Origin of the sequence: Alkalimonas cellulosilytica, assembly GCF_036325985.1 — a bacterium.
GTDB lineage: Bacteria > Pseudomonadota > Gammaproteobacteria > Enterobacterales > Alteromonadaceae > Alkalimonas > Alkalimonas cellulosilytica.
In genome coordinates this window covers 73,377-98,796 of sequence record NZ_JAUHLI010000008.1, presented here as the reverse complement: position 1 = coordinate 98,796, position 25,420 = coordinate 73,377, and the positions used below count along the sequence as shown (strand labels likewise).

18 protein-coding genes, 1 other RNA gene and 1 pseudogene are annotated in these 25,420 nt (G+C 50.3%); 13 read left to right on the top strand and 7 right to left on the bottom strand.

Annotated features, from left to right (window positions below; translation table 11 throughout):
• Positions 1 to 7 precede the first annotated feature (7 nt).
• Positions 8 to 913: a DUF3014 domain-containing protein gene (locus tag QWY20_RS09445; RefSeq protein ID WP_330128774.1), complete on the top strand. Its 906-nt coding sequence runs from the start codon at positions 8 to 10 to the stop codon at positions 911 to 913.
• Between the two features lie 68 nt (positions 914 to 981).
• An RNA gene (gene ffs / locus QWY20_RS09440) (signal recognition particle sRNA small type) lies at positions 982 to 1,078 on the top strand.
• A gap of 22 nt (positions 1,079 to 1,100) precedes the next feature.
• Here the strand turns inward: ffs and QWY20_RS09435 are convergent.
• Positions 1,101 to 1,361, bottom strand: coding sequence for a late competence development ComFB family protein (locus QWY20_RS09435; protein WP_330128773.1), 261 nt, complete (start codon positions 1,359 to 1,361; stop codon positions 1,101 to 1,103).
• A 134-nt stretch (positions 1,362 to 1,495) separates the two neighbouring features.
• Here QWY20_RS09435 and QWY20_RS09430 point away from each other — a divergent pair, with 134 nt between their 5' ends.
• Positions 1,496 to 2,590 carry a tryptophan 2,3-dioxygenase family protein gene (locus QWY20_RS09430; RefSeq protein ID WP_330128772.1) on the top strand — a complete coding sequence of 365 codons (1,095 nt, stop codon included), beginning with the start codon at positions 1,496 to 1,498 and terminating at the stop codon, positions 2,588 to 2,590.
• Here QWY20_RS09430 and QWY20_RS09425 read toward each other — a convergent pair.
• The 4 genes from QWY20_RS09425 to dinG are packed head-to-tail and all read right to left on the bottom strand — an operon-like array spanning position 2,564 to position 6,883.
• Positions 2,564 to 3,493 carry a histone deacetylase family protein gene (locus QWY20_RS09425; RefSeq protein WP_330128771.1) on the bottom strand — a complete coding sequence of 310 codons (930 nt, stop codon included), beginning with the start codon at positions 3,491 to 3,493 and terminating at the stop codon, positions 2,564 to 2,566. The genes QWY20_RS09430 and QWY20_RS09425 overlap by 27 nt on opposite strands.
• Before the next feature lies 1 nt (position 3,494).
• Positions 3,495 to 4,046: a primosomal replication protein PriC gene (gene priC, locus QWY20_RS09420; RefSeq protein ID WP_330128770.1), complete on the bottom strand. Its 552-nt coding sequence runs from the start codon at positions 4,044 to 4,046 to the stop codon at positions 3,495 to 3,497.
• Position 4,047: 1 nt separating this feature from the next.
• Complete coding sequence (locus QWY20_RS09415; RefSeq protein ID WP_330128768.1) at positions 4,048 to 4,827, bottom strand: sulfite exporter TauE/SafE family protein; 780 nt, start codon at positions 4,825 to 4,827, stop codon at positions 4,048 to 4,050.
• Positions 4,828 to 4,837: 10 nt separating this feature from the next.
• Positions 4,838 to 6,883: an ATP-dependent DNA helicase DinG gene (dinG, locus tag QWY20_RS09410; RefSeq protein ID WP_330128767.1), complete on the bottom strand. Its 2,046-nt coding sequence runs from the start codon at positions 6,881 to 6,883 to the stop codon at positions 4,838 to 4,840.
• Between the two features lie 278 nt (positions 6,884 to 7,161).
• Here dinG and QWY20_RS09405 point away from each other — a divergent pair.
• The 3 genes and pseudogenes from QWY20_RS09405 to QWY20_RS09395 form a co-directional block, all read left to right on the top strand.
• A pseudogene (locus QWY20_RS09405) lies at positions 7,162 to 9,999 on the top strand (TonB-dependent receptor plug domain-containing protein); the annotation flags it as partial.
• Between the two features lie 608 nt (positions 10,000 to 10,607).
• Positions 10,608 to 13,481, top strand: a complete 2,874-nt coding sequence (locus QWY20_RS09400) for a TonB-dependent receptor plug domain-containing protein (protein ID WP_330128765.1) — start codon at positions 10,608 to 10,610, stop codon at positions 13,479 to 13,481.
• Between the two features lie 79 nt (positions 13,482 to 13,560).
• A complete protein-coding gene (locus QWY20_RS09395; RefSeq protein WP_330128764.1) occupies positions 13,561 to 14,505 on the top strand; it encodes a class I SAM-dependent methyltransferase in 945 nt (314 codons plus the stop codon).
• Between the two features lie 30 nt (positions 14,506 to 14,535).
• On the opposite strand, the gene QWY20_RS09390 is transcribed toward QWY20_RS09395, so the two are convergent.
• Positions 14,536 to 15,237 (bottom strand): SapC family protein, encoded by a 702-nt coding sequence (locus QWY20_RS09390; protein WP_330128763.1) that lies wholly within the window; start codon positions 15,235 to 15,237, stop codon positions 14,536 to 14,538.
• A gap of 153 nt (positions 15,238 to 15,390) precedes the next feature.
• Here QWY20_RS09390 and QWY20_RS09385 point away from each other — a divergent pair, with 153 nt between their 5' ends.
• A complete protein-coding gene (locus QWY20_RS09385; RefSeq protein ID WP_330128762.1) occupies positions 15,391 to 16,788 on the top strand; it encodes a putative 2OG-Fe(II) oxygenase in 1,398 nt (465 codons plus the stop codon).
• 2 nt (positions 16,789 to 16,790) lie between these two features.
• Here the strand turns inward: QWY20_RS09385 and QWY20_RS09380 are convergent, their stop codons facing one another.
• Positions 16,791 to 17,141 (bottom strand): TraR/DksA C4-type zinc finger protein, encoded by a 351-nt coding sequence (locus QWY20_RS09380; RefSeq protein WP_330128761.1) that lies wholly within the window; start codon positions 17,139 to 17,141, stop codon positions 16,791 to 16,793.
• Positions 17,142 to 17,550: 409 nt separating this feature from the next.
• Here QWY20_RS09380 and apt point away from each other — a divergent pair, with 409 nt between their 5' ends.
• The 6 genes from apt to QWY20_RS09350 all read left to right on the top strand — a co-directional run bounded on the left by apt (position 17,551) and on the right by QWY20_RS09350 (position 25,408).
• Positions 17,551 to 18,099, top strand: a complete 549-nt coding sequence (gene apt, locus QWY20_RS09375; protein ID WP_330128760.1) for an adenine phosphoribosyltransferase — start codon at positions 17,551 to 17,553, stop codon at positions 18,097 to 18,099.
• A gap of 92 nt (positions 18,100 to 18,191) precedes the next feature.
• Entirely contained in the window at positions 18,192 to 20,240 is a 2,049-nt protein-coding gene (dnaX, locus tag QWY20_RS09370; RefSeq protein WP_330128758.1) for a DNA polymerase III subunit gamma/tau, read from the top strand.
• 77 nt (positions 20,241 to 20,317) lie between these two features.
• Complete coding sequence (locus QWY20_RS09365; protein ID WP_330128757.1) at positions 20,318 to 20,644, top strand: YbaB/EbfC family nucleoid-associated protein; 327 nt, start codon at positions 20,318 to 20,320, stop codon at positions 20,642 to 20,644.
• Positions 20,645 to 20,658: 14 nt separating this feature from the next.
• Positions 20,659 to 21,261 carry a recombination mediator RecR gene (gene recR, locus QWY20_RS09360; RefSeq protein WP_330128756.1) on the top strand — a complete coding sequence of 201 codons (603 nt, stop codon included), beginning with the start codon at positions 20,659 to 20,661 and terminating at the stop codon, positions 21,259 to 21,261.
• A gap of 141 nt (positions 21,262 to 21,402) precedes the next feature.
• Entirely contained in the window at positions 21,403 to 23,325 is a 1,923-nt protein-coding gene (htpG, locus tag QWY20_RS09355; RefSeq protein WP_330128755.1) for a molecular chaperone HtpG, read from the top strand.
• Between the two features lie 151 nt (positions 23,326 to 23,476).
• A complete protein-coding gene (locus tag QWY20_RS09350) occupies positions 23,477 to 25,408 on the top strand; it encodes a methyl-accepting chemotaxis protein (protein ID WP_330128754.1) in 1,932 nt (643 codons plus the stop codon).
• Positions 25,409 to 25,420 lie beyond the last annotated feature (12 nt).

Sequence of the window (25,420 nt, the reverse complement as noted above, 5' to 3'; positions counted from 1 at the left end):
GGCTATTATGACAGAGCGTGAATCATCGGAAGCATCGGCACCTGGCCAGCAGCTTTACTATCTGGGTTTGGCTGCTGTGGTACTGGTTATTTTGATTGCTGGTTGGTTGTTGTTTCGCTCCGATAGCCCGGCACCTGAACCCGAGCCGATGCCACCCGTTGAGCTGGTACCATTACCCGATGCTGAGCCCTACGTGCCAGACCCTATTGAGCCACAGCCCCTGACTGAGATCATTCCTGTATTGCCGCCTGAAGCGGTGACCAGTGAACCGCCGGTGGAAGCTCTGCCTGAGCCCGACCCAGAACCAAAACCTGAGTTACCTGCACTGAATGAATCGGATGCCGAAGTCAGTCAAGCCTTATTGCAACTGCCCTGGCAACCCGGTCTGGCCGGACTCTTTGTCCGTGAAGATATGCTGCGTCGTCTGGTCGTGCTGACCGATAACGTCAGCCGGGGTCAAATCAGCAGTGACCACCTGGTGTTCACTACCCCGGAACAACCCTTTGCTGTAAGACGACAAGACGAGCAACTGACTTTGGACCCTGCTGGCTTTCGCCGTTATGAACCCTATTTGACCTTGCTGGAAAGCGTTCCTGTCTCTACCCAGGTGGCATTGCTGCGGCACTATCAACCATTGCTGGATGAAGCTTTTGCTGAGCTGGGCTATCCCGATAAGCCGTTCAAACAGCGCTTATTGCAAGCCATCGATTACTTGCTGGCACAACCTGTGGTGGATGGGGTGTTTGAGCTGGAGCTTCCCAGCGTGATGTACCACTTCGCCGAGCCACACATTGAAGCCATGAGCGATGTGCAAAAACAGTTAATTCGCATTGGGCCGGACAACCAGCGACGTTTGAATCAGCATTTGCAGCGGTTAAAAACTGAGCTGAGCCATCAGCAGAATTCAAACTGAGGTTGCAACCCCGGCAGGATTTGCGCATAATGCGCGCCTGCCATCTTGATGGCACACTATGGTAACCCCATGGGTCCTCTCGCAATGCTAGTAGGTGAACCCGGTCAGGTCCGGAAGGAAGCAGCCGCAGCTTATGACGCATGTGCCGGGATGTGGCTGGTGGGGTTGCCACCCACCATCCACCGGTTTAGCCTTGGTTATCCAGAAACTCCACTGCTTTGCGCACAGCTTCCTGTACCTTCATCTGCATTTCAAAACGCTCGCTTTGCGGCAAATAGAAGGCCATATCTACTTCATAGCGGATATAGCGGGGCGGTAGCTGATTGAGGATAATGCAGCTTAAGTCGGCCAAATAGTCGGGATCTTTGTTCTGATCCAGGCCTTGCTGCGCTAAATAATCGATCACCAGCTTCTCATAGTAGTTGTGGATATCGTCGTTCAGAATCATGATTACTCTTCTTGGTTGTAAAGCAGACGCTACTGCTCTCAAGCATAATCGGCTTTTGCGAAAAAAACCACCGCATTGGTTCTACTGGATTGGCTTGCTACAATGCCAGCAACTCAAGTGGTGGAATAAAAAAGATGCAGAAAAATCAAAAGCCTTGCTATTACGGCGACTACCTTCAGCTGGACCAGCTATTAAATGCCCAGGCACCGGAGAGTGCTCATTATGGCGCTGAAGCCCACGATGAGACCTTGTTTATCATTGTGCACCAGGTGTATGAGCTGTGGTTTAAACAAATCCTGCATGAACTCAAGGCGGTGCTGGCTGTTTTTGCCGAAGAAGAAGTGAAAGATGAGCAGCTGACCGGCATTGTGCATAAACTGAAACGGGTGATCAGCATTCAGCAACTACTGAACCAGCAGATTGCGGTGATGGAAACCATGACCCCGCAGGATTTTATGTCATTTCGGGATTACCTGGTACCGGCCTCCGGTTTTCAGAGTGTGCAATTTAAAATGCTGGAAATTGGCCTGGGGCTGAAAAGCGATTACCGCATCGACTTTGATAAAAACTCCTTTTATACCCGGCTGAATGACAAAGATCGCAGTTTCTTGCAGGCGCTGGAGCATCAGCCGAGCTTGTTTGAGCTGATAGAAAAATGGCTGGAGCGCATGCCCTTTCTGGAGTTCGGTGATTTTAGTTTCTGGCAGTTGTATCAGCAGGCTACCCAAAGCATGTTAGACCGGGATGAAAGCATTGTGCGCGGTATCGAGCAGCTGGCGGAAGCAGAGCGTGAGCTGCAGCTTGGAGAGATTGGCAAAACCCGGCAGAAATTTGCGGCTTTACTTGATAATGACGAGTACCAGCAGTTGCAACAGCAAGGGGCTTTCCGGTTAAGTCAGCGTGCTATGTTATCCGCGCTTTTTATCAGCCTGTATCAGGAGGAGCCGGTGTTTAACCTGCCATTCCAGCTGCTGACCTGCCTGACCGAGATTGATGAAAACCTGACGATATGGCGCTACAAGCATGCCATGATGGTGCAACGGATGTTAGGCACCAAAATTGGCACTGGGGGCTCTTCCGGCCATGATTATTTAAAACGGACTACCGAGAAAAATCGTATTTTTACCGATCTGTTTCATATGGCAACCTTCTTGTTGCCAAAGTCAGAGTTACCTGCACTGCCTGCTGATTTGAAAAAGCGTTTAGGTTTCTATTTTTCTGGCGATTGAGTTCGCTTCCAGCTCAAAGGCGGCTTTGAACAGTTGCAAATGCAGTTGGGTCAAAGCCTTCAGGTTGCGCTGATAACCGCCTCCAATCACCGCTGCCACCGGGATTTGACGCTGCCGGCAGCTGCCAAGTACCAGGCGATCACGTTGCAACAAAGCCTTGGTGCTTAGCTGCAGGTGGCCCAGCTCATCCTGCTGATGACAATCCACCCCTGCATCGTACAAGACCAGCTCAGGCTGATACCAGTTCAACAGGCAGTTCAGTGCCTGCTCAACCTCTGCCAGGTAATCTTGTTCGCTGATATTGGCTGGCAAAGCCAGATCCCAATCCGATTGTTGTTTGAAGTACGGAAAGTTTTTGTCGCAGTGCACTGAGCAAGTAATGATGTCCGCCTCATCGGCCAACATTCGTGCAGTACCATCGCCCTGATGCACATCCAGATCGAAAATCAGCAGACGTTTCACCCCCTGTTGCTGCATGGATTTTGCGGCAAAAGCCAGATCATTGAACAAACAAAACCCGGAGCCCTGATCGTAAAAGGCATGGTGGTAACCACCACTTAAATGCAGCGCCATGCCATGCTGCAGCGCCAGCTCGGCACAGAGCCGGGTACCGGCCATGGAAGTGAGGGAGCGTTGAATAAGTTCTTTTGACCAGGGAAAGCCAATACGGCGCATTGCTTTGGTATCCAGCTCTCCTGAGCAAAGCTTTCGGATATAGTCCGGACAATGCACCAGGCTAAGTTCGTGTTGACGCACGGCCTCGGGCTGATGAAATTCGCTGTCTGGTACACCTAATGCCAGTAACTGCTGCTGAAGGGCGTGGTATTTACCAATAGGATACCGATGCCGCTCCGGCAGTGCTAAGGCGCTGTAGCAGGGGTGATAAATCAGCGGGAGTGTCATATCAACGCTTGTGCTGCTCCTGAAACTGGATTTGCTGCTCTACTTCACTGATGGCGCGACGACAGCGGCCTAAGCGCGCTTGCAACGCCAGTTGTTGCTGCACCTCTTGGTTTTGGTGCTGAGCGAGGCGCAGCATATCTTCCAGCCGCTGCTCAAACTCTTTGTACTGACTCAGCTGCTGATACAGATCACGGCTGGACTGGGTGATGTGCTGCACTACCTGTTGGGCTTTGCGCTTACTCACTTTAAAGTTTTTTCGGGTTTGGCTGTTGGCAAAGGCCCGGGTCAGGGCATTGCACTGAGCGGCGATGCGTTCGGCCAACCGCTGCTGGTGCTCAGTGCTTATACTTTGTTGGTCAGAGCTGTACAGTTCCAGCCGCTTTACTTGCTGCAAAGCTTCATCGACATAATCGGTCAGGTAAGGCGAATGGCAACTGAACAGCTCGCTTTGAAACCAATCCAAAGGCTTGCCGGGCATCGGTGCCTGATCCAGGGTTCTGGCTTGTTCGCGCAGTTGTGCCAAACGCTGTTTTAACTCGCTAAGCGCTGACATGCTAGCTCCAGGCCTGCCAGGCCAGTCGCAGCGCAATCGCTACCACTACGCTGATAAAGACCGGTCGGATAAAACGGCTGCCAAAGCGGATGGCGGAATGAGCACCCAACCAGGCACCGGCCATCAAACAAAGCCCCATCGCCAGGCCAAGCAGAATAAAGACATGGCCAAGCAATAAAAAGACCGCCAGTGAAACACCATTGCTGATAAAGTTCATGGTGCGGGCGACACCGCAGGTCAGTAGCAGGTTGATGCGGTACATCGCCATGGTAGAGACCATCCAGAAGGCACCGGTGCCAGGGCCGGCTACCCCATCGTAAAAACCCAGCGCCAATCCCTGCGTTCGTTGTTGCCAGAACAAGCGACGGTTTTGCTTGGGCAGCTCCAGCTGATCGTCCGGCACAATACGGTTAAACAGCGTATAGACTGCAGCCAGTAAAATCACCACCGGCAAATACTTTTCCAGTGCAGCGCTGCTGAGCTGATCGACCAGCAGCGTCCCTAAGGCCGCCCCGATGCCGGTATAAAGCAGACTGCGGCGCCAGAACACAGGGTCAAACAACCGTTTGCGATAATAGGTCACCGAAGCCGTCAGCGAACCGAAGGTCGCTGCCAGCTTGTTGGTACCCAGTGCCAGATGCGGCGGTAAACCAGCGGTGAGTAATGCAGGAATGGTTAACAGGCCACCGCCACCGGCAATGGCATCAATATAGCCAGCGGTAAAAGCGACGGCACAGAGAATAACAAGAACACTGGGTTCGATGGCAAATTCAGCGAACAAAGAGGCATCCTTAATAGTGAATGCTGCGTTTAAATGGCGGTAGCGCGTCCAGCATCGCTTTGCCATAGGTTTTGCTGACCAGGCGACGGTCCAGAATCACAATCTGACCGCTGTCCTGCTCTTGCCGCAGTAGTCTACCACAAGCCTGCACCAGTTTCTTTGCTGTTGCCGGTACCGTCAGCTGTAAAAATGGGTTGCCGCCTTGTTTGCTTACGGCTTCACTCATCGCTTCTTCCAGCGGTGAGGTGGGCACTGCAAATGGCAACTTGGTAATCACCAGGTTGGTCAGCAGCTGGCCAGGTAAATCCAACCCTTCAGCGAAGCTTTGGGTACCGAATAAAATACTGGTTTTTTGTTGTGAAACATTCTGTTGATGCTGCTCCAGCAGTTTTTGCCGGGCCGCTTCTCCCTGCACCAGCAGCTCAAAGCCTTTGCCTCGAAGTGCTTTTGCCACTTCATTCATTTGCCAGTAGGAGGCAAAGAGTACCAGGCTGGCTTGTCCCTTGGGTAAGAAGTCGGGAAGTTGCTGGCACAATTCTGCAGTGAAGCCTTCTGCCGTGGGTTCATGCTGCATTTTGGGCAGCAAAATCTGGCCTTGCTCCGCATAAGCGAACGGCGACTCTACTTTGAGCGTACGCACGCCTTCCAGCTGATCCAGGCCCAACTCTCGTAGTGGGTAGTTAAACGAGTTGAGTGCGGTCAGGGTAGCGGAACAGAGCACACAGGCAAACGCCGGCCGAAACAGCAGACGCTCTAGTTGTGCCTGCACTCTGAGCGGGCTGGCATAGCCGATCACCTGCTGGGTCTGTTGCTCAGGTTGCTCCACCCACCGGGCCTGATACACCTGTGTTCCTTGCTGCTCGGCCCACAGCTGCCACAGCGCTTGTTGCTGACTGAATTTTTGATCAAAGGACGAGAAATCCTGCAAGGTACTGCTGATCGCCCGGGTGGGAAATTGCTGCTCTACAATCGCCTCACGAACTTTTTGGTGCAGCAGTTCCAACTGATTGAGCACCTGGCGGCTGGATCTTGCCAATGACTCAGCCTGCTGGCTTAAAAGCAGCGGTAAAGCCGCATCGGTAAAGCGATGTTGCGGTTTGTCGTTAAACCAGGCTGTTATAAAAGCGGGGAGTTGCAGTTTAACCGGCTGGTAATCGCGGCGGTAATCATCGATCAGCTCCTGCAATTTGATGGCAGCTTTAAGTGCCGACTCGGGTAAATTAGCCTGCATGCGTTGACTGAACTTTAACGCTTTTTCCAGCCACAGCTCTTGCTGCAGCAGAGGAGCGCTGGCGGATAAAAAACTGCGGGCACTCTCCACCAGGTGATGGCCTTCATCAATCACGTATACACAGTCTTCCGGTGCTGGCAACTGCGCTGAGCCTGCTTCTAAATCGGCCAGCAAAAAAGCCTGGTTGGTCACCAGCACCTGGCTGCCGGTAATTTCAGCTCGTGCCAGGTGAAATGGGCAGTGTTGGTGGCGCCGACTGCCGCGATGGCAATGGTAGGGATCGGCCTGGATCTGTTGCCAGAGGGCATCCGGCACAGTAAATGGCAGGCTATCGCTATCGCCAAGCCAATGCCGCTGCTGCCAGGCTTTGAGTAACTTGCTGGCGGTCGCCTGATGCTTAACGCTGCTATCCGGAAATAGTTCAGGCTGCTGCAGCAACTCCTGCAAACGCTCAATGCAGGCATAACGTTGGCGGCCTTTGACCAGGCAAAACTCAAAGTCTAGCCCTGAGTGTTGCTGAAAAAATGGTAAATCTTTGCGTACCAGCTGTTCCTGCAAAGCGACGGTGGCGGTTGCGATCACCAGGGTTTTGTTGTGCGTCAGCACATAAGGGATGCATGCCAGCAAATAAGCCAGTGATTTACCAGTGCCGGTACCAGCTTCAACCAGCGCAATGCGATGATGACGGTGGTAGCTGCCAGCGATGGTGTGGGCAATTTCAGCGATCAGCTGGTTTTGCCCCTGTCGTACCCGGTAGTTGGGTAAAGCGTTTTTAATTTTAAGCTGAATAGAGCGGATACTTTGCTGGATGTTGGTTGTAAGCATAGGTGTTTGATTTTCCTGGGTACCCATTATTAGGGGTTGGCTCAGCTACTGGTAACTATTACTTCAGATTGTCGCTATTTTTGCCTGCACAGTCATCTCAGATCATCTGCATTCATCGCAAATTTTAGCAAGAAGGTTGACCTGATAGGGATGAAATGTATAGCATCAGGGATGAAATGCTTTTTTGTTACAGGGTATTTCAGCAAGGCTTTTTCAAAAGCTCAAAAACACCTCACAAAATTTGATTGTCGCTATGTACGACAACCAGGGAGACATGAATGTATAAAAATAACAAATTGTCCAAAGCTGTGCGCTTGGCAATGGCTTTCGGAGCAGTATCAGCTTTGGCTATGCCAGCTGTTGCTGTTGCAGAATTAAACGACGAAGAAGCACAAGAACAAAAACCTGAGCGTATTCAGGTAGTCGGTTCACGTATCCGTACCGACGGTTTCGATAATGCGACACCGATTGAAATTATTAGTTCAGAAGTCGTAGCAGACTCAGGTTTAAACAACCTGGGTGAATTGTTGCGTACGTCTACCATTGCATCTGGTTCAAACCAGCTTACTTCTGCATTAACGGTGGGTTATGTTACTGCCGGTGGTTCTGGTAATGAATCTGTATCTATGCGTGGTCTGGGCTCAAACCGTACACTGGTCTTATTGAATGGCCGTCGTGCGGGTCCTGCCGGTACCCGTGGTCAGGTTGCAGCCTTTGATATGAACACCTTGCCTGTATCTGTGGTTGAGCGTGTTGAAATCCTGAAAGATGGTGCTTCATCACTGTATGGTTCTGATGCAGTAGCCGGTGTTATCAATATCATCACCAAACGTGGCGATGACTCCAGCATCAACGTTAACTTTAACCAACCGTTTAACTCTGGTGGTGAGCGCTTTAATTTGAACGCCACTTTGGGCCGTACTTTTGATCGCGGCTCTTACCGCCTGATGGCCGATTACCGGCTGGATAGCGAGCTGAAGCGCGGCGATCGTAGCTTCTTTGCTTGTTCCGAGCGTTTGTTGTTTGATCCGGTCACTGGCGAGCGGGGCGACCCAATTGATCCGCGTACTGGTAACTACCATTGTGCTGATGCGCAGTATGGAGTTTGGATGTGGGCAACAGGCGCCAGCAACGTACCCGCTGGTGTGAAAGCTCAGTACGATTATGATGGCTTTTTTGCGCAATTCAACCGTCCTACTTTTGCTGATTTGATTACCGACCCAGACGCAAACAATTTTTCTGCACCTGCTGGCTGGTACCCGGTTTCATATGACCGTGAATCGGATGGCTGGGGTGACCAGGCTCATCCATTCAACCAGAAACGCTCAATGATACCAGAGACTGAAGTGTGGTCTATTTATGGTCAGGTAGATTACGAGTTGACCGACAACATGGGTATGTACGCTGAGTTTTTGCACAACCGTCGTAATACCCAACAGCAAAGCGTGCGCCAGTTCTGGTACGCTGATTTCCCACAAATTCCGGGTGGCCGGGTGGATGGCTGGGAAGGTGGTGCTGTCATGATGCCGGTAAATATTACCGATCATTTTGGCACAGAAACCGATGTACACTACACCCGTGCAGTATTGGGCTTGGAAGGCAGTATCGGCGATTGGGACTGGGATCTGTCTTATCAGAACAGTTACAACTGGGGCCGGTATACCAACGACATTATCTTCCGTGACTCCATGCTGATGGGCCAGCGCACTCAGCAAGCTGATGCCGATGGTAATCTGCGCACCTGTGCTATCGGTGAGCGCACCCAATTCTCGGACAAAGCCTGTATCAATATGAACTGGCTGGATGCTGATCTGATTAACGGTAACCCTAGCCAAAGCGTGCGAAACTTCCTGTTTGGTGAAGATGTAGGCCACACGGTTTACAAGCAACAAACAGTAGAAGGCTACATCACTGGTGACTTGTTTGAATTGCCAGCGGGCATGGTGGGTACAGCGGTTGGTGCTTCATTCCAGACCGATGAAATTGAAGATACTCCAGGCTTCCATACCCGTAATGGCAACTCCTGGGGCTTAACCGGTGCAGGCATCACGGCTGGTAAATCTAATACCCGTGCTGTATTTGCCGAATTAAACATTCCGGTACTGCACGACAAGCCATTTGTTGAGTCCTTGGATGTCACTGCTTCTGGTCGCTGGACCGATGTATCGACCTACGGTAGTGATACCACTTACAAGCTGTCTGCTCACTGGGAAGTGGCTGGTGGTTTGAGTGTTCGTGCTTCGAAAGGTACTTCTTTCCGTTCGCCGGCGTTGTTCGAGCTGTATCTTGACGCACAAACTGGCTTCCTGGGCCAGACAGTAGATCCATGTTTGGATTGGGCAAATAGACTGGAAGCAGGCACTATTGCTCAGCGCGTTGCTGATAACTGTGCTACTGTCGTTCCTGCGACGTACACAACTCCTGGTAGTTCAATTACATCAGTAACCAGTGGTGGCTTAGGTCGTTTAGGCGCGGAAACTTCCGTAAATAAAAACTTGGGTATTGTCTGGAAAAATGCTTCAGATAGCTTTATTGGCTCTATTGACTACTACAAGTATGATATCAAAGGTCAAATCAGCAATGTGGGTGGGGCCAACGTTCTGAATACCTGTTACAACTCTGAAAACTTCCCGAATGAGCCGCTGTGTAATCAAATCGTTCGTCGTAACGGTGGTCAGAACGGCTTGGACTTTGGAGTTGAAACAGTGTTTGGTGGTTACACCAACGTAGCAAATCAAATTGCTCGTGGTGTGGATGTTGGCTTTAACTACACCAATGATTTCTCGTTTGGTACCCTGCGAGTGAATTATCAGCACAATATTCAGCTGAAACGTTCATTCCAGTTGTTCTCTACCAGTACGCCGTCGCAGTACGTGGGTGATGTGGGTGATCCAAAGCACAGCAGTGTATTACGGGTAACTTTGATTCGTGATGATCTGCGTCTGAACTGGACCACCAACTACTTCGGTAAAACCGATGATTACAAATACTTTGCCAACGGCAACCTCACTACCTACCGTGGTGCTCAGTATGAGTTCATCGCCGATACTCCAACCACTATCTATCACACAGCGTCAGCCAGCCGGATTTTCGGTGATTTTGACGTAACGGTTGGTGTTCGTAACCTGTTCGACAAAGAGCCACCGCAAGTGAGCTTGGCCTCTGGCCTGTTGCGCACTGGTAATGCTCCGCTGTACTCGCAGTACGACCTGCTTGGTCGCCGTGTATTTGCCAACATTACTTACAACTTCTGATTTAGCGTTTAAATCAACTTCAAAAACACCAGCCTCGGCTGGTGTTTTTTTGTGGGTAGAGCGCAGCTGCTGTATGCAGGATTGGAACACGACTTGCTGCTTGTGCTGATGCAATTAATTATTGGATGATTCTGTCTTACTGTCATGAATTTTGTACAAATGAGCGGTGTTGATTGCAGGCTAAAATTTTATGAAATAGAACTTACAGGCAAAAATCATTTATTTTACACTGATTGTGCTACCTGCACGTGATATTCCAGTTGTTACTACATCAGCCTCCCTTCAAAAGCAAGACCATTAAACTCCGAAAAACATTCATCAAACTAGTTGACCCTGGCGAAAAATTGCGTTTATCATCAAAGAGTGACGGATCGGGGTTTCCCCGGTTTAAGCGGAATGCCGGATGCCGTAAAGTTCTGGCTTAGGTGAAAAATAGAATCACTAATTCATAGTGGTCCAGGGAGAAATACATGTATACGAATAATAAATTAAGCAAAGCTGTGCGCTTGGCGATTGCTTTTGGAGCCGCCTCGGCGACAGCTCTGACTGCACAAGTTGCCGCCGCTGACGAGCAAGAAGCTGAGCGCGTTGAGCGTATTCAGGTTACGGGTTCCCGTATTCCTCAATCTGCCAACGTGGTTACCTCCAGCCCGATTACCCAGGTTACCTCTGAAGAGTTTGAGTTTGCCGGAACCATTCGTACGGAAGATCTGGTCAGTGATTTACCGCAAGTGTTTGCAGGACAGGCCGCAACCACCAACAACGGTGCTAACGGTACAGCTACCATTTCTTTGCGTGGTCTGGGTTCTCAGCGTACTTTGACGTTGATCAATGGTCGTCGGATGGTGAATGGCTCACCATTGGCATCTTCACCGGACTTGAACCAAATCCCGGCACAGCTGATTAAAAATGTTGAGCTGTTAACTGGTGGTGCCTCAGCGACCTACGGTTCTGATGCAATCTCTGGTGTTGTGAACTTTATGCTGAAAGATGACTTCGAAGGCATTCAGTTCGATTACCAGCACAGTTTCTACCAGCATAACAACAGCAACAGCAGCTCTGCAGCTCAGGCTGTTCGCAATGCAGGTTTTGAACTGCCAGATGGCAATGTACGTGATGGTCACTCCAACATGTACAACTTGATCATGGGCTTTAACTCGGACGATGGTAAAGGCAACGTCACCATGTTCGGTAGTTACCGTCGTATTAAGCCGGTATTCCAATCCGATCGTGATTTCAGTGCTTGTGCCCTGACCGGAGGCTCAGTCAATGGCTTTGGTTGTGGCGGTTCAGGTACTGCACCAGACCCACGCTTCTCTGATTTCGATACTTTTGACTTTATCGTGCAAGGCTCTGAGTTTGTGCCTAACGATGGTCGCTTGTACAACTATGGTCCGGTCAACTACTTCCAGCGTCCGGATGAGCGTGTTGCTTTAGGTGCTTTTGGTAAATATGCCTTTAACAACAATGTTGAGTTGTATGCTGAAGTCGGTTATACCCACAACAACAGTGTATCGCAAATTGCTGAGTCAGGTGCGTTCTTTGTTCCTGTGAGCCTGGGATGCTCTAACCCACTGATGTCTGCGCAGCAGTTTAATGCGCTGTGTGGCAATCGAGGCTTAACAGCAGATGACTCTGTTGATTTGTTTGTAGCTAAACGTAATATTGAAGGTGGTCCTCGGATCAATGATCTTGAGCACAATTCACACCGGGCAGTGCTTGGTTTGCGTGGTGAGATCAATGACCAGTGGACTTACGATGTGTATTTCAACGTTGCTCAGGTTAACTTCTCAGAAACCTACTTCAACGACTTCAGTAAGTCTCGCTTAGCCAAAGCATTAGATGTGGTTACAGATGCAAATGGCAATGCTGTTTGTCGTTCAGCCACAGATGGCACAGATCCTGGCTGTGTGCCTTACAACCTGTTTACCGAAGGTGCTATTGATCAGGCGCAGATCGATTACCTGACCTTGCCATTGTTCTCACGTGGTACTACTGGCTTGACTGAGTTCACCGGTTATGTGCTGGGTGACTTAACCGATTACGGCATTAAATCACCATTTGCTGAATACGGTGCTGAGCTGTTGTTAGGTGTGTCTACCCGTCGTGATAGTCTGAGCTTTGCTCCTGACCGTGGTTTTATCGACTTTGAAGGTGCTGGTCAGGGCGGTCCAACCTTACCGGTTTCTGGTTCTGTTAGCGTAGATGAAATTTTCTCTGAAGCTAAAATCTATCTGGTAGAAGATGCTCCATTTGCAGACAGTCTGGTACTTGATTTAGGTTTCCGTTATTCCGAGTACGATACCGGTAAAACCACAACTACTCAGAAGTATGCATTGGGCTGGGATATTACCCAAGACTTCAAACTGCGTGCCAGCTACCAGATCGCAGCCCGTGCTGCCAACATCCGTGAGTTGTTTGCACCACAAGGTGCTGGTTTGTTCCAGTGGAACGCCGATCCATGTGGCGGTGAAACACCACAACGTTCTCTGGCAGACTGTCAGCGCACTGGCGTGACGGCTGATCGTTACGGCTCCATCCCGAATAGCCCGGCTAACCAGTACAATGATTTGCGTGGTGGTAACCCGGATCTGGATCCAGAAGAGTCCAAAACCAAATCTGTTGGTTTTGTTTTCCGTCCAAGCTTTATCGATGGGTTTGACTTCTCTCTCGACTACTTCGATATCAAAGTTGAAAAAGCCATTGGGACTATCCCGGCGATCACTGCAGTAAACAACTGTCTGGATACCGGTGATGATCTGTTCTGTAGCTTGGTACAACGTGCTCCTGGCAACCAGTCACTGTGGTTAGATGGTGGCCGCGTTATTACTACCAACGTCAACATCGGCTTCCTACAACGCACTGGTATCGATGTCAACTCCATGTACACCATGAACTTGAACGACATGGGACGCATGCGTTTCTCCTTAACCGGTACTTACTTCCAGAAGTTTGATAACCAGCCGGTTGCAGGTGGTACGCTGAACGAGTGTGCTGGCAAATGGGGTGGTGTGTGTGATCCGGTACCTAAGTGGCAGCATAACTTCCGTGCAACCTGGATGACTCCATGGGATGTGACCATCTCTGCCAACTGGCGTCACCTCGGCAAAGTGGATAACCACCCAAGCCGCGCTGCTAACCCAGAAAATCACTCTTCTGAGAACTACCTGGATCTGACCGTTCAATGGATGGTTGGTGAAGGTACCCGTCTGAGTGTCGGTATCAACAACGTGTTGGATAATGACCCACCATACTACTCAGCGGCACTGTCTGCGAACACTGACCCAGGTTTCTGGGACTCAACTGGTCGCTATGTATTCTTCGGAATCCAGCAACGCTTCTGATAGTTGCAATCACTATGTAAAGCCCTCCTTGTGAGGGCTTTTTATTTCTGTTTTACAACGAGTTTAGACAGGCAGTGACATGATAGATACGAAAGCAAGCTGGGACAGGTATTGGGCTAAGGGTGGTGCATCGGCTTTGCCTTTAAGCGATGAGGAACAAGACCAACTCGGCCAATTCTGGCAAGCACAATTGCTGCACAATACACCGCAAACCATCACCTCTGTGGTTGAGTTGGCTGCTGGTTGTGGCGATCTCACTACGCAACTTGTGCGTTTTTTCGTTACCTGTCAGCAAGAGCCAGCTTTGTATGCTGTGGATAGCTCCTCACAAGCCTTACAACAGTTGCAAAACCGCTTTACTCATATTGCACCGTTGCAAGCTGATTTAGCAGAAGTGCCATTGGCTGATAGCAGTCAGCAGCTAGTGGCCAGTCAGTTTGGTATTGAATATGGTGGTGAAGCGGGCTTTGCTGAGGCAGGCCGTTTGGTTGCTGTTGATGGTGTTATTTTGTTACTGGTGCATCACAGTGACAGTGAAATCTTCCGGCAAACTGCCCGCAATAACCGCATGATTCGTTCGATGCAGGATGAGCAATTCTTTGCTAAAGCCAGTCACTGGTTTCGTGTGGTGCAGCACGACTCTGCAACAACGGAGAACGAGATGGCAGCAGCCCGAAATGCTTTGATGCAGGCTTTGCAGCATGCACAGCGGCTGTTACAGCAAACCGGTCTGGTTAGTAAGCAAATCCGACAGTTTTATCAGGATTGCGCCGACATGGCCGCCAGGGTCCATGCTTATCGCCTGGAAGAGTTAATCAGCTGGTTAGAGCAAATGGAAGCTGAGTTACTGGATAGTCAAAAGCGAGGAGATGCCATGCAGCAGGTTGCTATGGATTACCAACAGTTGGATGCATTGTGCCGCGCACAGTGGCAATCCAGGCAGCTGGAATACCACATTCAACCATTTGAGTTAGCAGGTAAAACCTTAGGATGGTTTGTTAAGGCGAACAAAAAGCCCGCTTAGCGGGCTTTGAAACAGTACAAACTATTTAGCTTAGCCCAGGCGACGCACTAAATCGCTCACCCGGTCCAAAGAACTTAAATGATGGTAAATGGCATCCAGGGCATTGTGTTGACGCAATTTCAGGAAGTCGCTATCGCTTAATGCTGCCAGTTTTTCATGATCAATTACGTGGAATCCATTTAATGCGCCTTGTTTTCCTGAACTGTCGGTAAATTTGAGCGCTTCCTCTTTAAACAAGTCCAGTTGTTGCAGGAGGGTGGTAATTTCAACACTGACCATTTCATGTGCCAGTAAGTCTTGCAGGAAATTGGTTAGGTTTTGATAAAACTCGGTCGGTTGTTTATTGTCATCAAAGATGGCCTGACCCTCAGTACTACTGACCAATTCAGACTCGGGGTGGATACAGACCATCCACTGGTCATCGGTGTTTTCAGCCCTGGCAATGCTAAATGGATAGCTGCGTAATGAGGCCGGTACATAGGATGCGTCCCAACGCCCTTGTTGCAGGAACAGGTTCTGTTTTTCCAGCAAGCCAAAAACCGCGATGGGCCGGTATTGTTTGCTTTGTTCTTCATAAACGAAAAAGATCGGGTAGTGGGCTGAAACCTTACTGAATTCTCCAAAAAAAACCGGGGCAAATTGCCGGTCTACCAGGTGCTCAATGGTACCTTGTTGACGAATTTTGATTGCACTGTGCTGCTCGGGGCTCACTGGTACTGGGTTGTTAAACATCTGGACTTGATTCCTTGTTCGCTATTCTTGTGTCGCTAACTTACTTGCCATCAGCCAAGCTGTCAACACTGCTGCTGGATAGGGGTTTTCACTTGGTCGATAAGCCCGGTTGTGGTACATATATCGGCATTCCAAGTTAAGACCTCTGGCATCATGAGTGAATTATCAGCGTTAACACAACAGGCCAAACAGCTCAAGCAACAGCAACGGTATGACGAGGCCATTGCTTTGTACAAGCAAGCATGTTTGTTATCACCCCGGGACCCTATTCCTGAACACAACCTGGCGACTGCCTATGCCGATGCAGAATTGCTGCACGATGCGCGTTATCATGCACGCATGGCTTTGCAGCTTGGTTCGAATCACGCGGCTACTTGGTTGGTATTGGCTCGTGTAGAGCAGGGACTGCATCACTTTTCCGCTGCGGAAGAGGCTTATCGCCGGGCTGTGGCGATTGATCCTGTGTTGGCTGAAGCTCAGTTAGAACTTGCTCAACTGATTTGGATGCAAACTGGTCATATCCAACAGGCTGTAGCTACTTTGATTGCGAGCATTAAACAACACCCCGATAACCCGGTGCTGCGGCTGACGTTGGCCCGGGTGTTTGAAGGCGCAGGGGATATTGTGGTTGGCTACAAGGTTTTGGCCGATACTTTGCAGTTTATGGAAGATGAAGTATTGCAAAGTACAGCTACGCATCTTGCTTTGGATCATGGTGACTATCAGCAGGCGCTGGTGCATGCCAAGCGGGCCTATGCTATGGCTCCACAGTATGCCCCAGCCTTAATGGCGTATTGTTACGCCTTGATGGCCAATGAGCAGGCTGCTCAGGTCTTACCGATGATTGATGCCTATCTTGAACAGCAGCCAGATGATCAGTTGGCACTGGCTTTACAGGCTACTGCCCTTAAGCTGGCGCAGGATGAACGCTATAAAGCTTTGTGTAATTACCAATCCATGGTGCAATCCTATTCGTTACAAACTCCGCCAGGTTGGTCTTCGTTACCTGATTACCTGGCAGAGCTCAAGCAAGCTGTGCGAACGCATCACCATTTTAAGACACATCCTTTTGGTCAGTCTGTTCGTCATGGCAGTCAACAGCCCAGCATTTTGCGTTTTAAAGATCCGGCAATTCAGGCATTTCCACAAGCCATAGCACCTGCTATTGAGCAGTACTTGCAACATATTGGCATGGATAAGCAGCACCCGCTAACCAGACGCAATAAGCAGGACTGGCAATTTAATGGGATGTGGTCGGTTTTATTAAAGTCTCAGGGTTTTCATAGCAATCATGTGCATTCAAGAGGCTGGATCTCTTCTGCCTGTTATCTGGAGTTGCCGAAAACAGTAAAGCAGGGCAATGTTGATGGCTGGTTGAAGTTTGGCGAGCCAGGCATGGCTACCCAACCTAAACTGGCTGTGGAACGTTATGTTAAACCGGAAGTCGGTCAGTTGGTGTTGTTTCCTTCGTACTTCTGGCATGGTACCGTGCCTTTTAGTAGCAGTGAATCTCGTATGACTATTGCGTTTGACCTGGTACCAAAACCTTAATGCTACCCAACACCTAAGCTACATTTGGCGCACCGTTGTTCGGCTGGATCCAGCTCCAGCCGTTCGACTTCGATGCGGCTCTCACAGTCACAGCAAATTCCATAGAGCCCAATCTCCATTTGGCTGAGCGCAGCTTGTACCGCTTCTAACCGTTTGCTTGGCCCTCGCAGTTCTGGCGTATGCCAGTGCAGCAATAGTTCTGGCCAACGGGGTAGGGGCAATTGCTCCAGCTTCAGGTGCAACTGCTGATAATCCTGACTGGGTTGGGCCGCCAGGAAGCTGGCAATCTGCTGCTGCAGTTGTTGCTGCTCTTCCAGCAGTCGGGTACGTAATTGATTCAGGCGGATGGACATACAACACCTTGGCTAGGATGATATGAAACAGTATGGCTGACCTGCTAGCCGTTTGATGTGATGTACATCAAATTGCAAGCAAATTTCATCAGATGAAAAGAAACCAACGTCAGTATGAGTGTTTACTTTATTGACTACCAACCGAGATTTCGGCAGCACTATGCGGCAAAAAGGATAGTGCAAGCAGCTCACTTCCGCTAGAATAACGGGTTCTGTCCCAACGCATTCGATGAGGTATTCCAGTGGCTGACGAGAATTTTAAAGAAAGTTTTAATCTGAAGCAGTTTTTGGTTTTTCTGGTGGTGTTTGTGGCCTTGCTGTTGCAGGGGCCCATTGTGCGCTGGCTACAAATTTTTGGCTAACCCCAGTTTCTTGATAAAGCAAAGCTGATACAGGATAACCTAGACCCATGATTACTCCCGCCCTTAGTGCGCAATTAAAACAAGTCATTAAGACAGTTCCTGATTACCCGAAACCAGGCATTTTATTTCGTGATGTCACCAGTCTGATGCAGGATGGCTCAGCCTTCGCTAGCGTGATTGATGCATTGAAACAGCATTTTGCTGATCACGGCATCGACAAGGTTGTTGGCACGGAGTCCCGTGGCTTTATTTTTGGAGCACCTTTAGCTTATGCATTGGGAGTAGCTTTTGTTCCTGTGCGCAAGAAAGGCAAGTTACCACGTGAGCGGATTTCGCAGAGCTATCAGCTGGAGTATGGTGAGGATATTCTGGAGCTGCATATGGATGCGATTCACCCGGGTGACAAGGTGCTGATGATTGATGACTTACTGGCTACCGGTGGTACCATTGAGGCAACCACTCAGCTAATCCGCCGTTTGGGTGGTGAGGTCACGCAGGCTGCTTTTGTGATTGCTTTGCCAGAGCTGGGTGGTATTGAGCGCCTGGAGAAATTAGGCCTCGAAGTGCTGTCTCTGGTTGATTATGATGGTCACTAATGACGATCTGGTTGGCAGCTGTTCTGGTATCTGTTGAGGCATTGCTGCAATCATAACGTCGAGATGGCCCTAAACGAGGAGTAAGCATTCGTATGAGTTACCAGGTGCTGGCACGAAAATGGCGGCCCCAGCAGTTCAGCCAACTGCTGGGACAACAGCATGTCAAGTCAGCCCTGAGTAATGCGCTTAGCTCCGAACGTTTGCACCATGCCTATTTATTTACCGGCACCCGGGGTGTCGGTAAAACTACCATAGCCCGAATTTTTGCCAAAAGTCTGAATTGTGAGCAGGGCGTCACGGCTACTCCCTGTGGCAAGTGCAGCAGTTGCCTTGAAATCGAGGCAGGCCGATTTGTCGATTTGCTGGAAATAGATGCGGCATCCCGCACCAAGGTAGAAGATACCCGTGATTTGCTGGATAACGTGCAGTACGCGCCTACCCGTGGCCGTTTTAAAGTCTATCTGATTGACGAAGTACACATGCTGTCCCGGCATAGTTTCAATGCCCTGTTAAAAACATTGGAAGAGCCGCCGCCGCATGTTAAATTTTTACTGGCCACCACAGATCCGCAAAAGCTTCCCGTCACTGTGTTATCGCGCTGTCTGCAATTTAGTTTAAAGGCTCTCACTGAAGCTGAGTTGTTGCAACAGCTGACCATGGTGCTGCAGCAAGAGCAGGTATCGGCAGAGCAAGAAGCGTTAGCGCTTCTGGCCAAAGCGGCCCGGGGCAGTGTTCGGGATGCTCTGAGCCTTACCGATCAGGCCATTGCGCAAACCAACGGCCAAATTACCAGCACTGCGGTGCGCGACATGTTGGGTTTACTGCCGCAGCAATGGGGGCAGCATCTGCTGCAAGCCGTGTTGCAGCAAGATGTGGCAGAGATGCGCCAGCAGCTGGATGCACTGATGCTGCAAACCAGTCAGCCCAATCAATTGTTGGATGATATGCTGGCGTTACTGCATTTTGCCGCCATTAGCCAGTTCCAGCCGGGTGCTGCTGAGTTGGCAGGCGAGCAGGCAGGTTTTGTGGCGGAGCTCGCTGCCAGCCAGAGTGCTGAAACACTGCAGCTGTATTATCAGTTGCTGATCAGTGGCAAGCGTGAGTTGCCTTATGCTCCGGATGTGCGCACTGGCCTTGAGATGGCACTATTGCGGGCTCTGCTGTTTGTACCACAAGCTGCTGATGCGCCTGCATCAGTGCCACCAGGGGTAGGCGGCCAGAATCAGCGCGCACACCAACAAGCTGTACCGCAACCCAGAGTGATGCTGCCATTGTCTGTGCAGCCTAAAGAGCCAGTAAGTGGTACGGTCACACCCAAGGGTGAAACGTATCAGCAAGTGGCTGAGTCTTTGGTGCTGCCAGAGCCGCCTCAACAGCTCGAAACCTCAGAGAAGCCAACCACGGCTGCACAGCCTGAAGCTGTGCAGATGGACCCGATCACAGCCAGTATTATTGCCAGGCGAGGGGTGCAGCCCAAGAGTGCTGGCAACACCCCGGCGATAGCTTCGTTTGAACAATCAGCAAATACGTCACCTCTGCCAGAGCCTCAGAGCAAGCCTGAGGTTGTTGCTACGCAACCTGTGCCAGCAACACCAACAGCAGATGAGCTGCTACCGGCTCAAGACGCTGAGCCCACTAGTGCTGCAACACCAGTATTGGAAGTGCCGCCAGAGGTCTCTACGGAAAAAAAGTCTAAGCGCCCAAGGGCGCAGCAGCTGCTTGCTCAACCGCTGGATGCTGAGGGCTTTCACTATCGTGCAGCGCACGAAATTGATGAGTGGGCTTTTCGTATTGAACAGGTGAATGCAACTGGTTTGTACCGCTTGTTCTTATTGCACTCGGTCCCTCATCTGGAGGGCGGATGCCTTACCCTGACGGTAGCCAGTTCAGAGCAGCACCTCGAAACTACCGAGTTTCGTAGTCGTATCGAGCAACTGGTGCTGGCGGCATTTCCTGATGCGAACGAAGTACAGATTGTCTACCAGTCGGAAGTGACCGGCTGTCCTCGTGATATTCAACAACAGCTGGATGACGCGAGGCGGGATTATGTGCAGCGGGTGATGGCTGCAGATCCGGCTTTACTAACGCTGCAGACAAATTTGGCTGCTGAGTGGATCGACAACAGTTTGGTGGTGAATTAAATTCATTTTGTGTATGCTGGCGGCCATTAAGAGTAGGGCGCTTGCGGGTGTTCAGAATAGATCAAAGGAGATAAACCATGTTTAAAGGTGGTATGGGTAACATGATGAAGCAGGCGCAAGCCATGCAGGAAAAAATGCAAAAGGTGCAGCAGGAAATCGCCAATATGGAAGTGACTGGCGAGTCGGGCGCTGGCATGGTGAAAGTCACCATGACAGGGTCGCACCAGGTGAAGCGTGTGCATCTGGATGACAGCCTGATGGCCGATGACAAAGAAATGCTGGAAGATTTGGTGGCAGCAGCAATCAATGATGCCGTACGCCGGGTTGAGGATACCAACCGCGAAATGATGGCGCAGGTTGCTGGCGGTATGCAGCTGCCTCCTGGTTTTAAGATGCCATTTTAAACCAGGCGACTTGTATGACTGCCAATACGCCTTTGCTGCAGCAACTGATTGATGCATTAAAAGCTCTGCCTGGTGTCGGGCCGAAAACCGCTCAGCGCATGGCATTTCAATTGTTGGAGCGTAACCGGGAAGGTGGCCGTAAGCTTGGCTCAGCTTTGCTAAATGCAATGGAGCATATTGGCCAATGTCAACGTTGCCGTACTTTTTCCGAGCAGGAACTCTGTGCTATTTGCAGTGATCCGTCGCGCAGTCAATCCTCTCTGCTTTGTGTGGTTGGCTCTTCGGCAGACTTACAAGCGATCGAGCAAACCGGCCAGTTTGATGGCCGCTACTTCGTTTTGATGGGACAACTGTCACCGCTGGATGGCATAGGCCCGGTGGAACTGGGCTTAGATCGGCTGGAGCAGCAGTTGGCGCAAGGGAATGTCGAAGAGGTGATTCTTGCCACCAACCCTACGATGGAGGGTGAGGCCACTGCTTATTATATAGCCGAAATGTGTCATCGGCAGCAGATCAGCGTCTCCCGCCTGGCGCAGGGCGTGCCGGTTGGTGGTGAGCTGGAATATCTGGACGGCTCAACTTTGTCTCATGCCTTTAGTGGCCGAAAACGTTTTTAAACCTTGAAACTCTCTGCTTTCCTCCCCATATAGTCAGCATCCTAACGCCGGCTGGTCCGGCGGTTGCTTCAAACCTGCAGACGTTGAGCTGGCTTGAAGCAACATTTGTTTATTACACCATTGAAAGAGGATTTTGTTGCTATGGCAGAGACCGCACAAAAGCAAACGCATGGCTTTCAGGCTGAGGTAAAGCAGTTACTTCACCTGATGATCCACTCGCTGTATTCCAATAAAGAAATTTTCCTGCGTGAGCTGGTATCCAACGCCTCCGATGCCGCCGATAAGCTGCGTTTCCTGGCCTTATCTGAGCCTGGCTTGTATGGTGATGATGGCGAACTGCGGGTTCGGATCAGCATGGATAAGGATGCGAAAACGCTCACCATCAGCGATAACGGCATCGGTATGACCGAGCAGGAAGTAAAGGATAATCTGGGGACTATTGCCAAGTCGGGTACTAAGGAGTTTTTCTCGCAACTATCCGGCGATCAAAGCAAAGATGCTTCGCTGATTGGCCAGTTTGGCGTTGGTTTTTATTCCGCCTTTATCGTAGCCGATAAAGTCACTGTGCGGACTTTAAAAGCAGGTGCAGCGGCAGATCAAGCGATAGAGTGGGAGTCGGCCGGTGAAGGCGAGTACAGCCTGGCTCCTTGCAAAAAAGAAGGGCGTGGTACTGATATTATTTTGCATCTGCGTGATGGTGAAGATGAGTTTCTGGAAAAATATCGGGTGCAGTCCATCATTACCAAATATTCTGATCACATTAGCATTCCGGTTGAGATGTGGCAGGATGAGCAGCCAGAGCAAAAAGGCGAAACCGACGAAGACACCATTCCGGCGGTACCGGGACAGTGGCAGGCGATTAACAAAGCCACAGCGCTTTGGACCCGCGATAAGTCGGACATCAGCGACGAAGAGTACCAGGAGTTTTATAAACATATTTCCCATGACTGGACTGAGCCACTCAGCTGGAGCCACAACAAGGTGGAAGGCAGCAACAACTACACCAGCTTGTTGTATATCCCGAAAAAAGCACCTTTTGATCTATGGAACCGCGAAGCTCGTCATGGTTTAAAGCTGTATGTTCAGCGCGTCTTTATTATGGACGATGCCGAAGAGTTTATGCCGAGCTACCTGCGTTTCTTCAAAGGTCTGCTCGACTCCAGCGATTTGCCGTTGAACGTTTCGCGCGAAATTCTGCAGGATACCAAAGCGACCCAGGCACTGCGCAAAGGCTGCACCAGCCGGGCACTGAAGATGCTGGAAAAGCTGGCCAAAGACAGCGATCAATACCAGCAATTCTGGACTGAGTTTGGCCAGGTGTTAAAAGAAGGGCCGGCGGAAGACTTTGCCAACAAAGAAAAAATTGCCGCCTTGTTGCGTTTTGCTTCCACCCACAATGACGATGCTGCGCAAACGGTTGCTTTAAGCGATTACATTGGCCGGATGAAAGAAGGCCAGGAAGAAATCTACTACCTGGTGGCGGATAACTTTGCCGCGGCCAAACACAGCCCGCATCTGGAAGTGTTCCGCAAAAAAGGCATTGAAGTACTGCTACTGTCGGATCGGATCGATGAGTGGTTGATGCAGCATCTGACCGAGTTTGAGCAAAAGAAATTCCGCTCTATCGCCAAAGGTGGGCTGGATTTATCGAAACTGGATGATGAAGCCGACAAAGAGTCGCAAAAGCAAACCGAAGAAGCTTTTGCCAGCACTGTCGAGCGCTTCAAAACGGCACTGGGCGAACAGGTGAAAGACGTTAAAGTCAGCCATCGTCTGACCGACAGCCCGGCCTGTGTGGTGACCGATGAGTTTGATATGAGCACTCAGATGATGAAACTGATGGAGTCGGTTGGCCAGAAAGTGCCGGATGTGAAACCGATTTTTGAAATCAACCCTGAGCACGAGCTGGTGAAACATATTGCTGATGAGCAGGATGAAAGCCGCTTTACGGAGTGGGCGGAAGTGTTGCTGGAGCAGGCCTTACTGGCTGAACGCGGTAGCTTAAAGAACCCGGCTACCTTTGTCGGCCGTTTGAATAAGTTGTTGCTATCTCTGACACGCTAATACTGTGCCATCAGGTATAAAAAAACGCGAGCTAGCAGCTCGCGTTTTTTTATACCTGACAGAAACTTAACTATAAACTGTTATTAGTTTGTAGTTGTAGTCAGCTTGACTATAATCAGCTGGGTACAGGGAAAAATACAGAGGATAAACCATGAAAAACTGGTGGAGCAATCTGGCCTTTGGCCTGCGACTGACCTTGGTGATGGTCTCGATGTTGTTTGTCACTATCGTGCTGATCAGTAGCTTTTTCTATGCGCAATATCACAGCTCTCGCGTTGAAACCATTATGGAGTCATTGCAGGCTAACGCTACAAATGGCACGGAAGCCATGACGCGCTGGCTAACCATGCGACAAGATGATATGCGTTATCTGGCCACAGTTGAACCTGCCAGGCAGCTGAATAAGCCGGTACTTCAGGGCTTGCTGCGAGATTTGGCGCAATTGCAAGGTACCTGGGATACCATTTTTGTGGTGATGCCGGATGGCCGGGGGCTGGTCGGTGTAAGTTACGAAAATGGCCGGGCCAGAGTGTTACCCGATAGTGAAGCCGAGGCCTTTATGGTGGCAGATCGGGCCTGGTTTCGCAGCGCGATTGCAGGTGAGGATGTTTTTTCCGAGCCAGTGGTCTCCAGAGCAACAGGCAACACAGTTAGCACCATCGCTATTCCTATTCGTCAGAACAACCAGATTATTGGCGTGATGCGTGGCGCCGTGCAACTCAATACTATTCATCAGCAAGTTGCCGCTTTACCAAGAACAGACTTCACCGAAATTTTTGTCTTGGATCGCCAGGGTATGGGGATCACGCCTTCGGCTGCGATTCCGGACCCCAGCCGAGCCCTTGATACTGAGCCTGCCCGAGCCATAGCTGCTCAGCGCAGCGGCAGTGGTATTTATCAGGATGCCCGTGGGCAGCAGGTGATGGGAAGTTACAACTATATTCCGATGCTTGGTTGGGGTCTGGTGCTGGAAGCCAATCAGCATGCTGCTATGGCTTCGATAAGAACAGCCTTGTGGCAAATTCTGCTGATCTCTATTGTGGTCTTGGTAGTGGCATCATTTATCACTTTGCTGGTCGTTCGTACCGTGACCCGCTTGTTGGGAGGTGAGCCTGAGTATACTGCCAGCATGGTAAAAGCAGTTGCTGCAGGGGATCTGACTCAGACAATTCAGCTAAAAAGTGATGATAGCAGTAGCTTGTTGGCTGATATTGCTCAGATGCAGCAAAACTTGCGCAGTATGCTGACCGAAGTCAGTCAATATGCCGAGCAAGTGGCATCTTCATCGACTGAGTTGGCACAAATCAACGATGAGACCAACGGTGGTATCGAACAGCAGCATCAGGAAATCAATAACTCCGCAACCGCGATGAATGAGATGACCACGACCCTGGAGGAAGTGGCCCGCAATACTCAGGAAGCTGCAGATGCAGCTCAAACAGCGAATCAGGCTGCTGTCGGTGGGCGTCAGGTAGTGCAGGCTACCATAGCTGATCTCAATGCGCTGAGCGGCAATATGCAGGAAGCCGTCAGTATTATCCATTCACTGAAAGCCAACAGTGACAGTATTGGCAATATTTTGCAGGTGATTGAAAGCATCGCTGAACAAACCAACTTGTTGGCGCTGAATGCCGCCATTGAAGCGGCCCGGGCCGGTGAGTCTGGCCGTGGTTTTGCTGTGGTAGCCGATGAGGTTCGAAGCCTGGCCAGCCGAACCAAGGACTCTACGCTGGAAATTCAGGGAATGATTGAGCGCTTGCAGCAAGGGGCTGATAAAGCAGTGAATGCATCTGAGCAAAGCGCCAATGCAACCAGTCAAACATCCGAGCGGGCACAGCAAGCCGGTGATGCACTGGAGCAGGTAAGCAGTGCCATTGAGCTGATTAATCAGACTGCCCAGCAAATTGCCAGTGCGACCGAAGAGCAAACCACAGTATCGCGTGATATTAATAAAAACATTCACAAGATCAGTGATATTTCTTACCAGACCTCAGAAAATATGCAGCAATCAGTCATCGCCAGTGAAAATCTGTCGAAGCTGGCCGAGGAAATGCAACGTATTGTACGCCGTTTTAAAGTCTGACCTTGTGGTTGT

Coding starts and splice junctions, on each gene's coding strand:
- QWY20_RS09395 (WP_330128764.1), top strand. CDS start 13,561: ATGATAGATACGAAAGCAAGCTGGGACAGGTATTGGGCTAAGGGTGGT.
- QWY20_RS09350 (WP_330128754.1), top strand. CDS start 23,477: ATGAAAAACTGGTGGAGCAATCTGGCCTTTGGCCTGCGACTGACCTTG.
- htpG (WP_330128755.1), top strand. CDS start 21,403: ATGGCAGAGACCGCACAAAAGCAAACGCATGGCTTTCAGGCTGAGGTA.
- dinG (WP_330128767.1), bottom strand. CDS start 6,883: ATGCTTACAACCAACATCCAGCAAAGTATCCGCTCTATTCAGCTTAAA.
- QWY20_RS09385 (WP_330128762.1), top strand. CDS start 15,391: ATGAGTGAATTATCAGCGTTAACACAACAGGCCAAACAGCTCAAGCAA.
- QWY20_RS09435 (WP_330128773.1), bottom strand. CDS start 1,361: ATGATTCTGAACGACGATATCCACAACTACTATGAGAAGCTGGTGATC.
- QWY20_RS09400 (WP_330128765.1), top strand. CDS start 10,608: ATGTATACGAATAATAAATTAAGCAAAGCTGTGCGCTTGGCGATTGCT.
- priC (WP_330128770.1), bottom strand. CDS start 4,046: ATGTCAGCGCTTAGCGAGTTAAAACAGCGTTTGGCACAACTGCGCGAA.
- recR (WP_330128756.1), top strand. CDS start 20,659: ATGACTGCCAATACGCCTTTGCTGCAGCAACTGATTGATGCATTAAAA.
- QWY20_RS09380 (WP_330128761.1), bottom strand. CDS start 17,141: ATGTCCATCCGCCTGAATCAATTACGTACCCGACTGCTGGAAGAGCAG.
- QWY20_RS09425 (WP_330128771.1), bottom strand. CDS start 3,493: ATGACACTCCCGCTGATTTATCACCCCTGCTACAGCGCCTTAGCACTG.
- QWY20_RS09365 (WP_330128757.1), top strand. CDS start 20,318: ATGTTTAAAGGTGGTATGGGTAACATGATGAAGCAGGCGCAAGCCATG.
- dnaX (WP_330128758.1), top strand. CDS start 18,192: ATGAGTTACCAGGTGCTGGCACGAAAATGGCGGCCCCAGCAGTTCAGC.
- apt (WP_330128760.1), top strand. CDS start 17,551: ATGATTACTCCCGCCCTTAGTGCGCAATTAAAACAAGTCATTAAGACA.
- QWY20_RS09430 (WP_330128772.1), top strand. CDS start 1,496: ATGCAGAAAAATCAAAAGCCTTGCTATTACGGCGACTACCTTCAGCTG.
- QWY20_RS09445 (WP_330128774.1), top strand. CDS start 8: ATGACAGAGCGTGAATCATCGGAAGCATCGGCACCTGGCCAGCAGCTT.
- QWY20_RS09390 (WP_330128763.1), bottom strand. CDS start 15,237: ATGTTTAACAACCCAGTACCAGTGAGCCCCGAGCAGCACAGTGCAATC.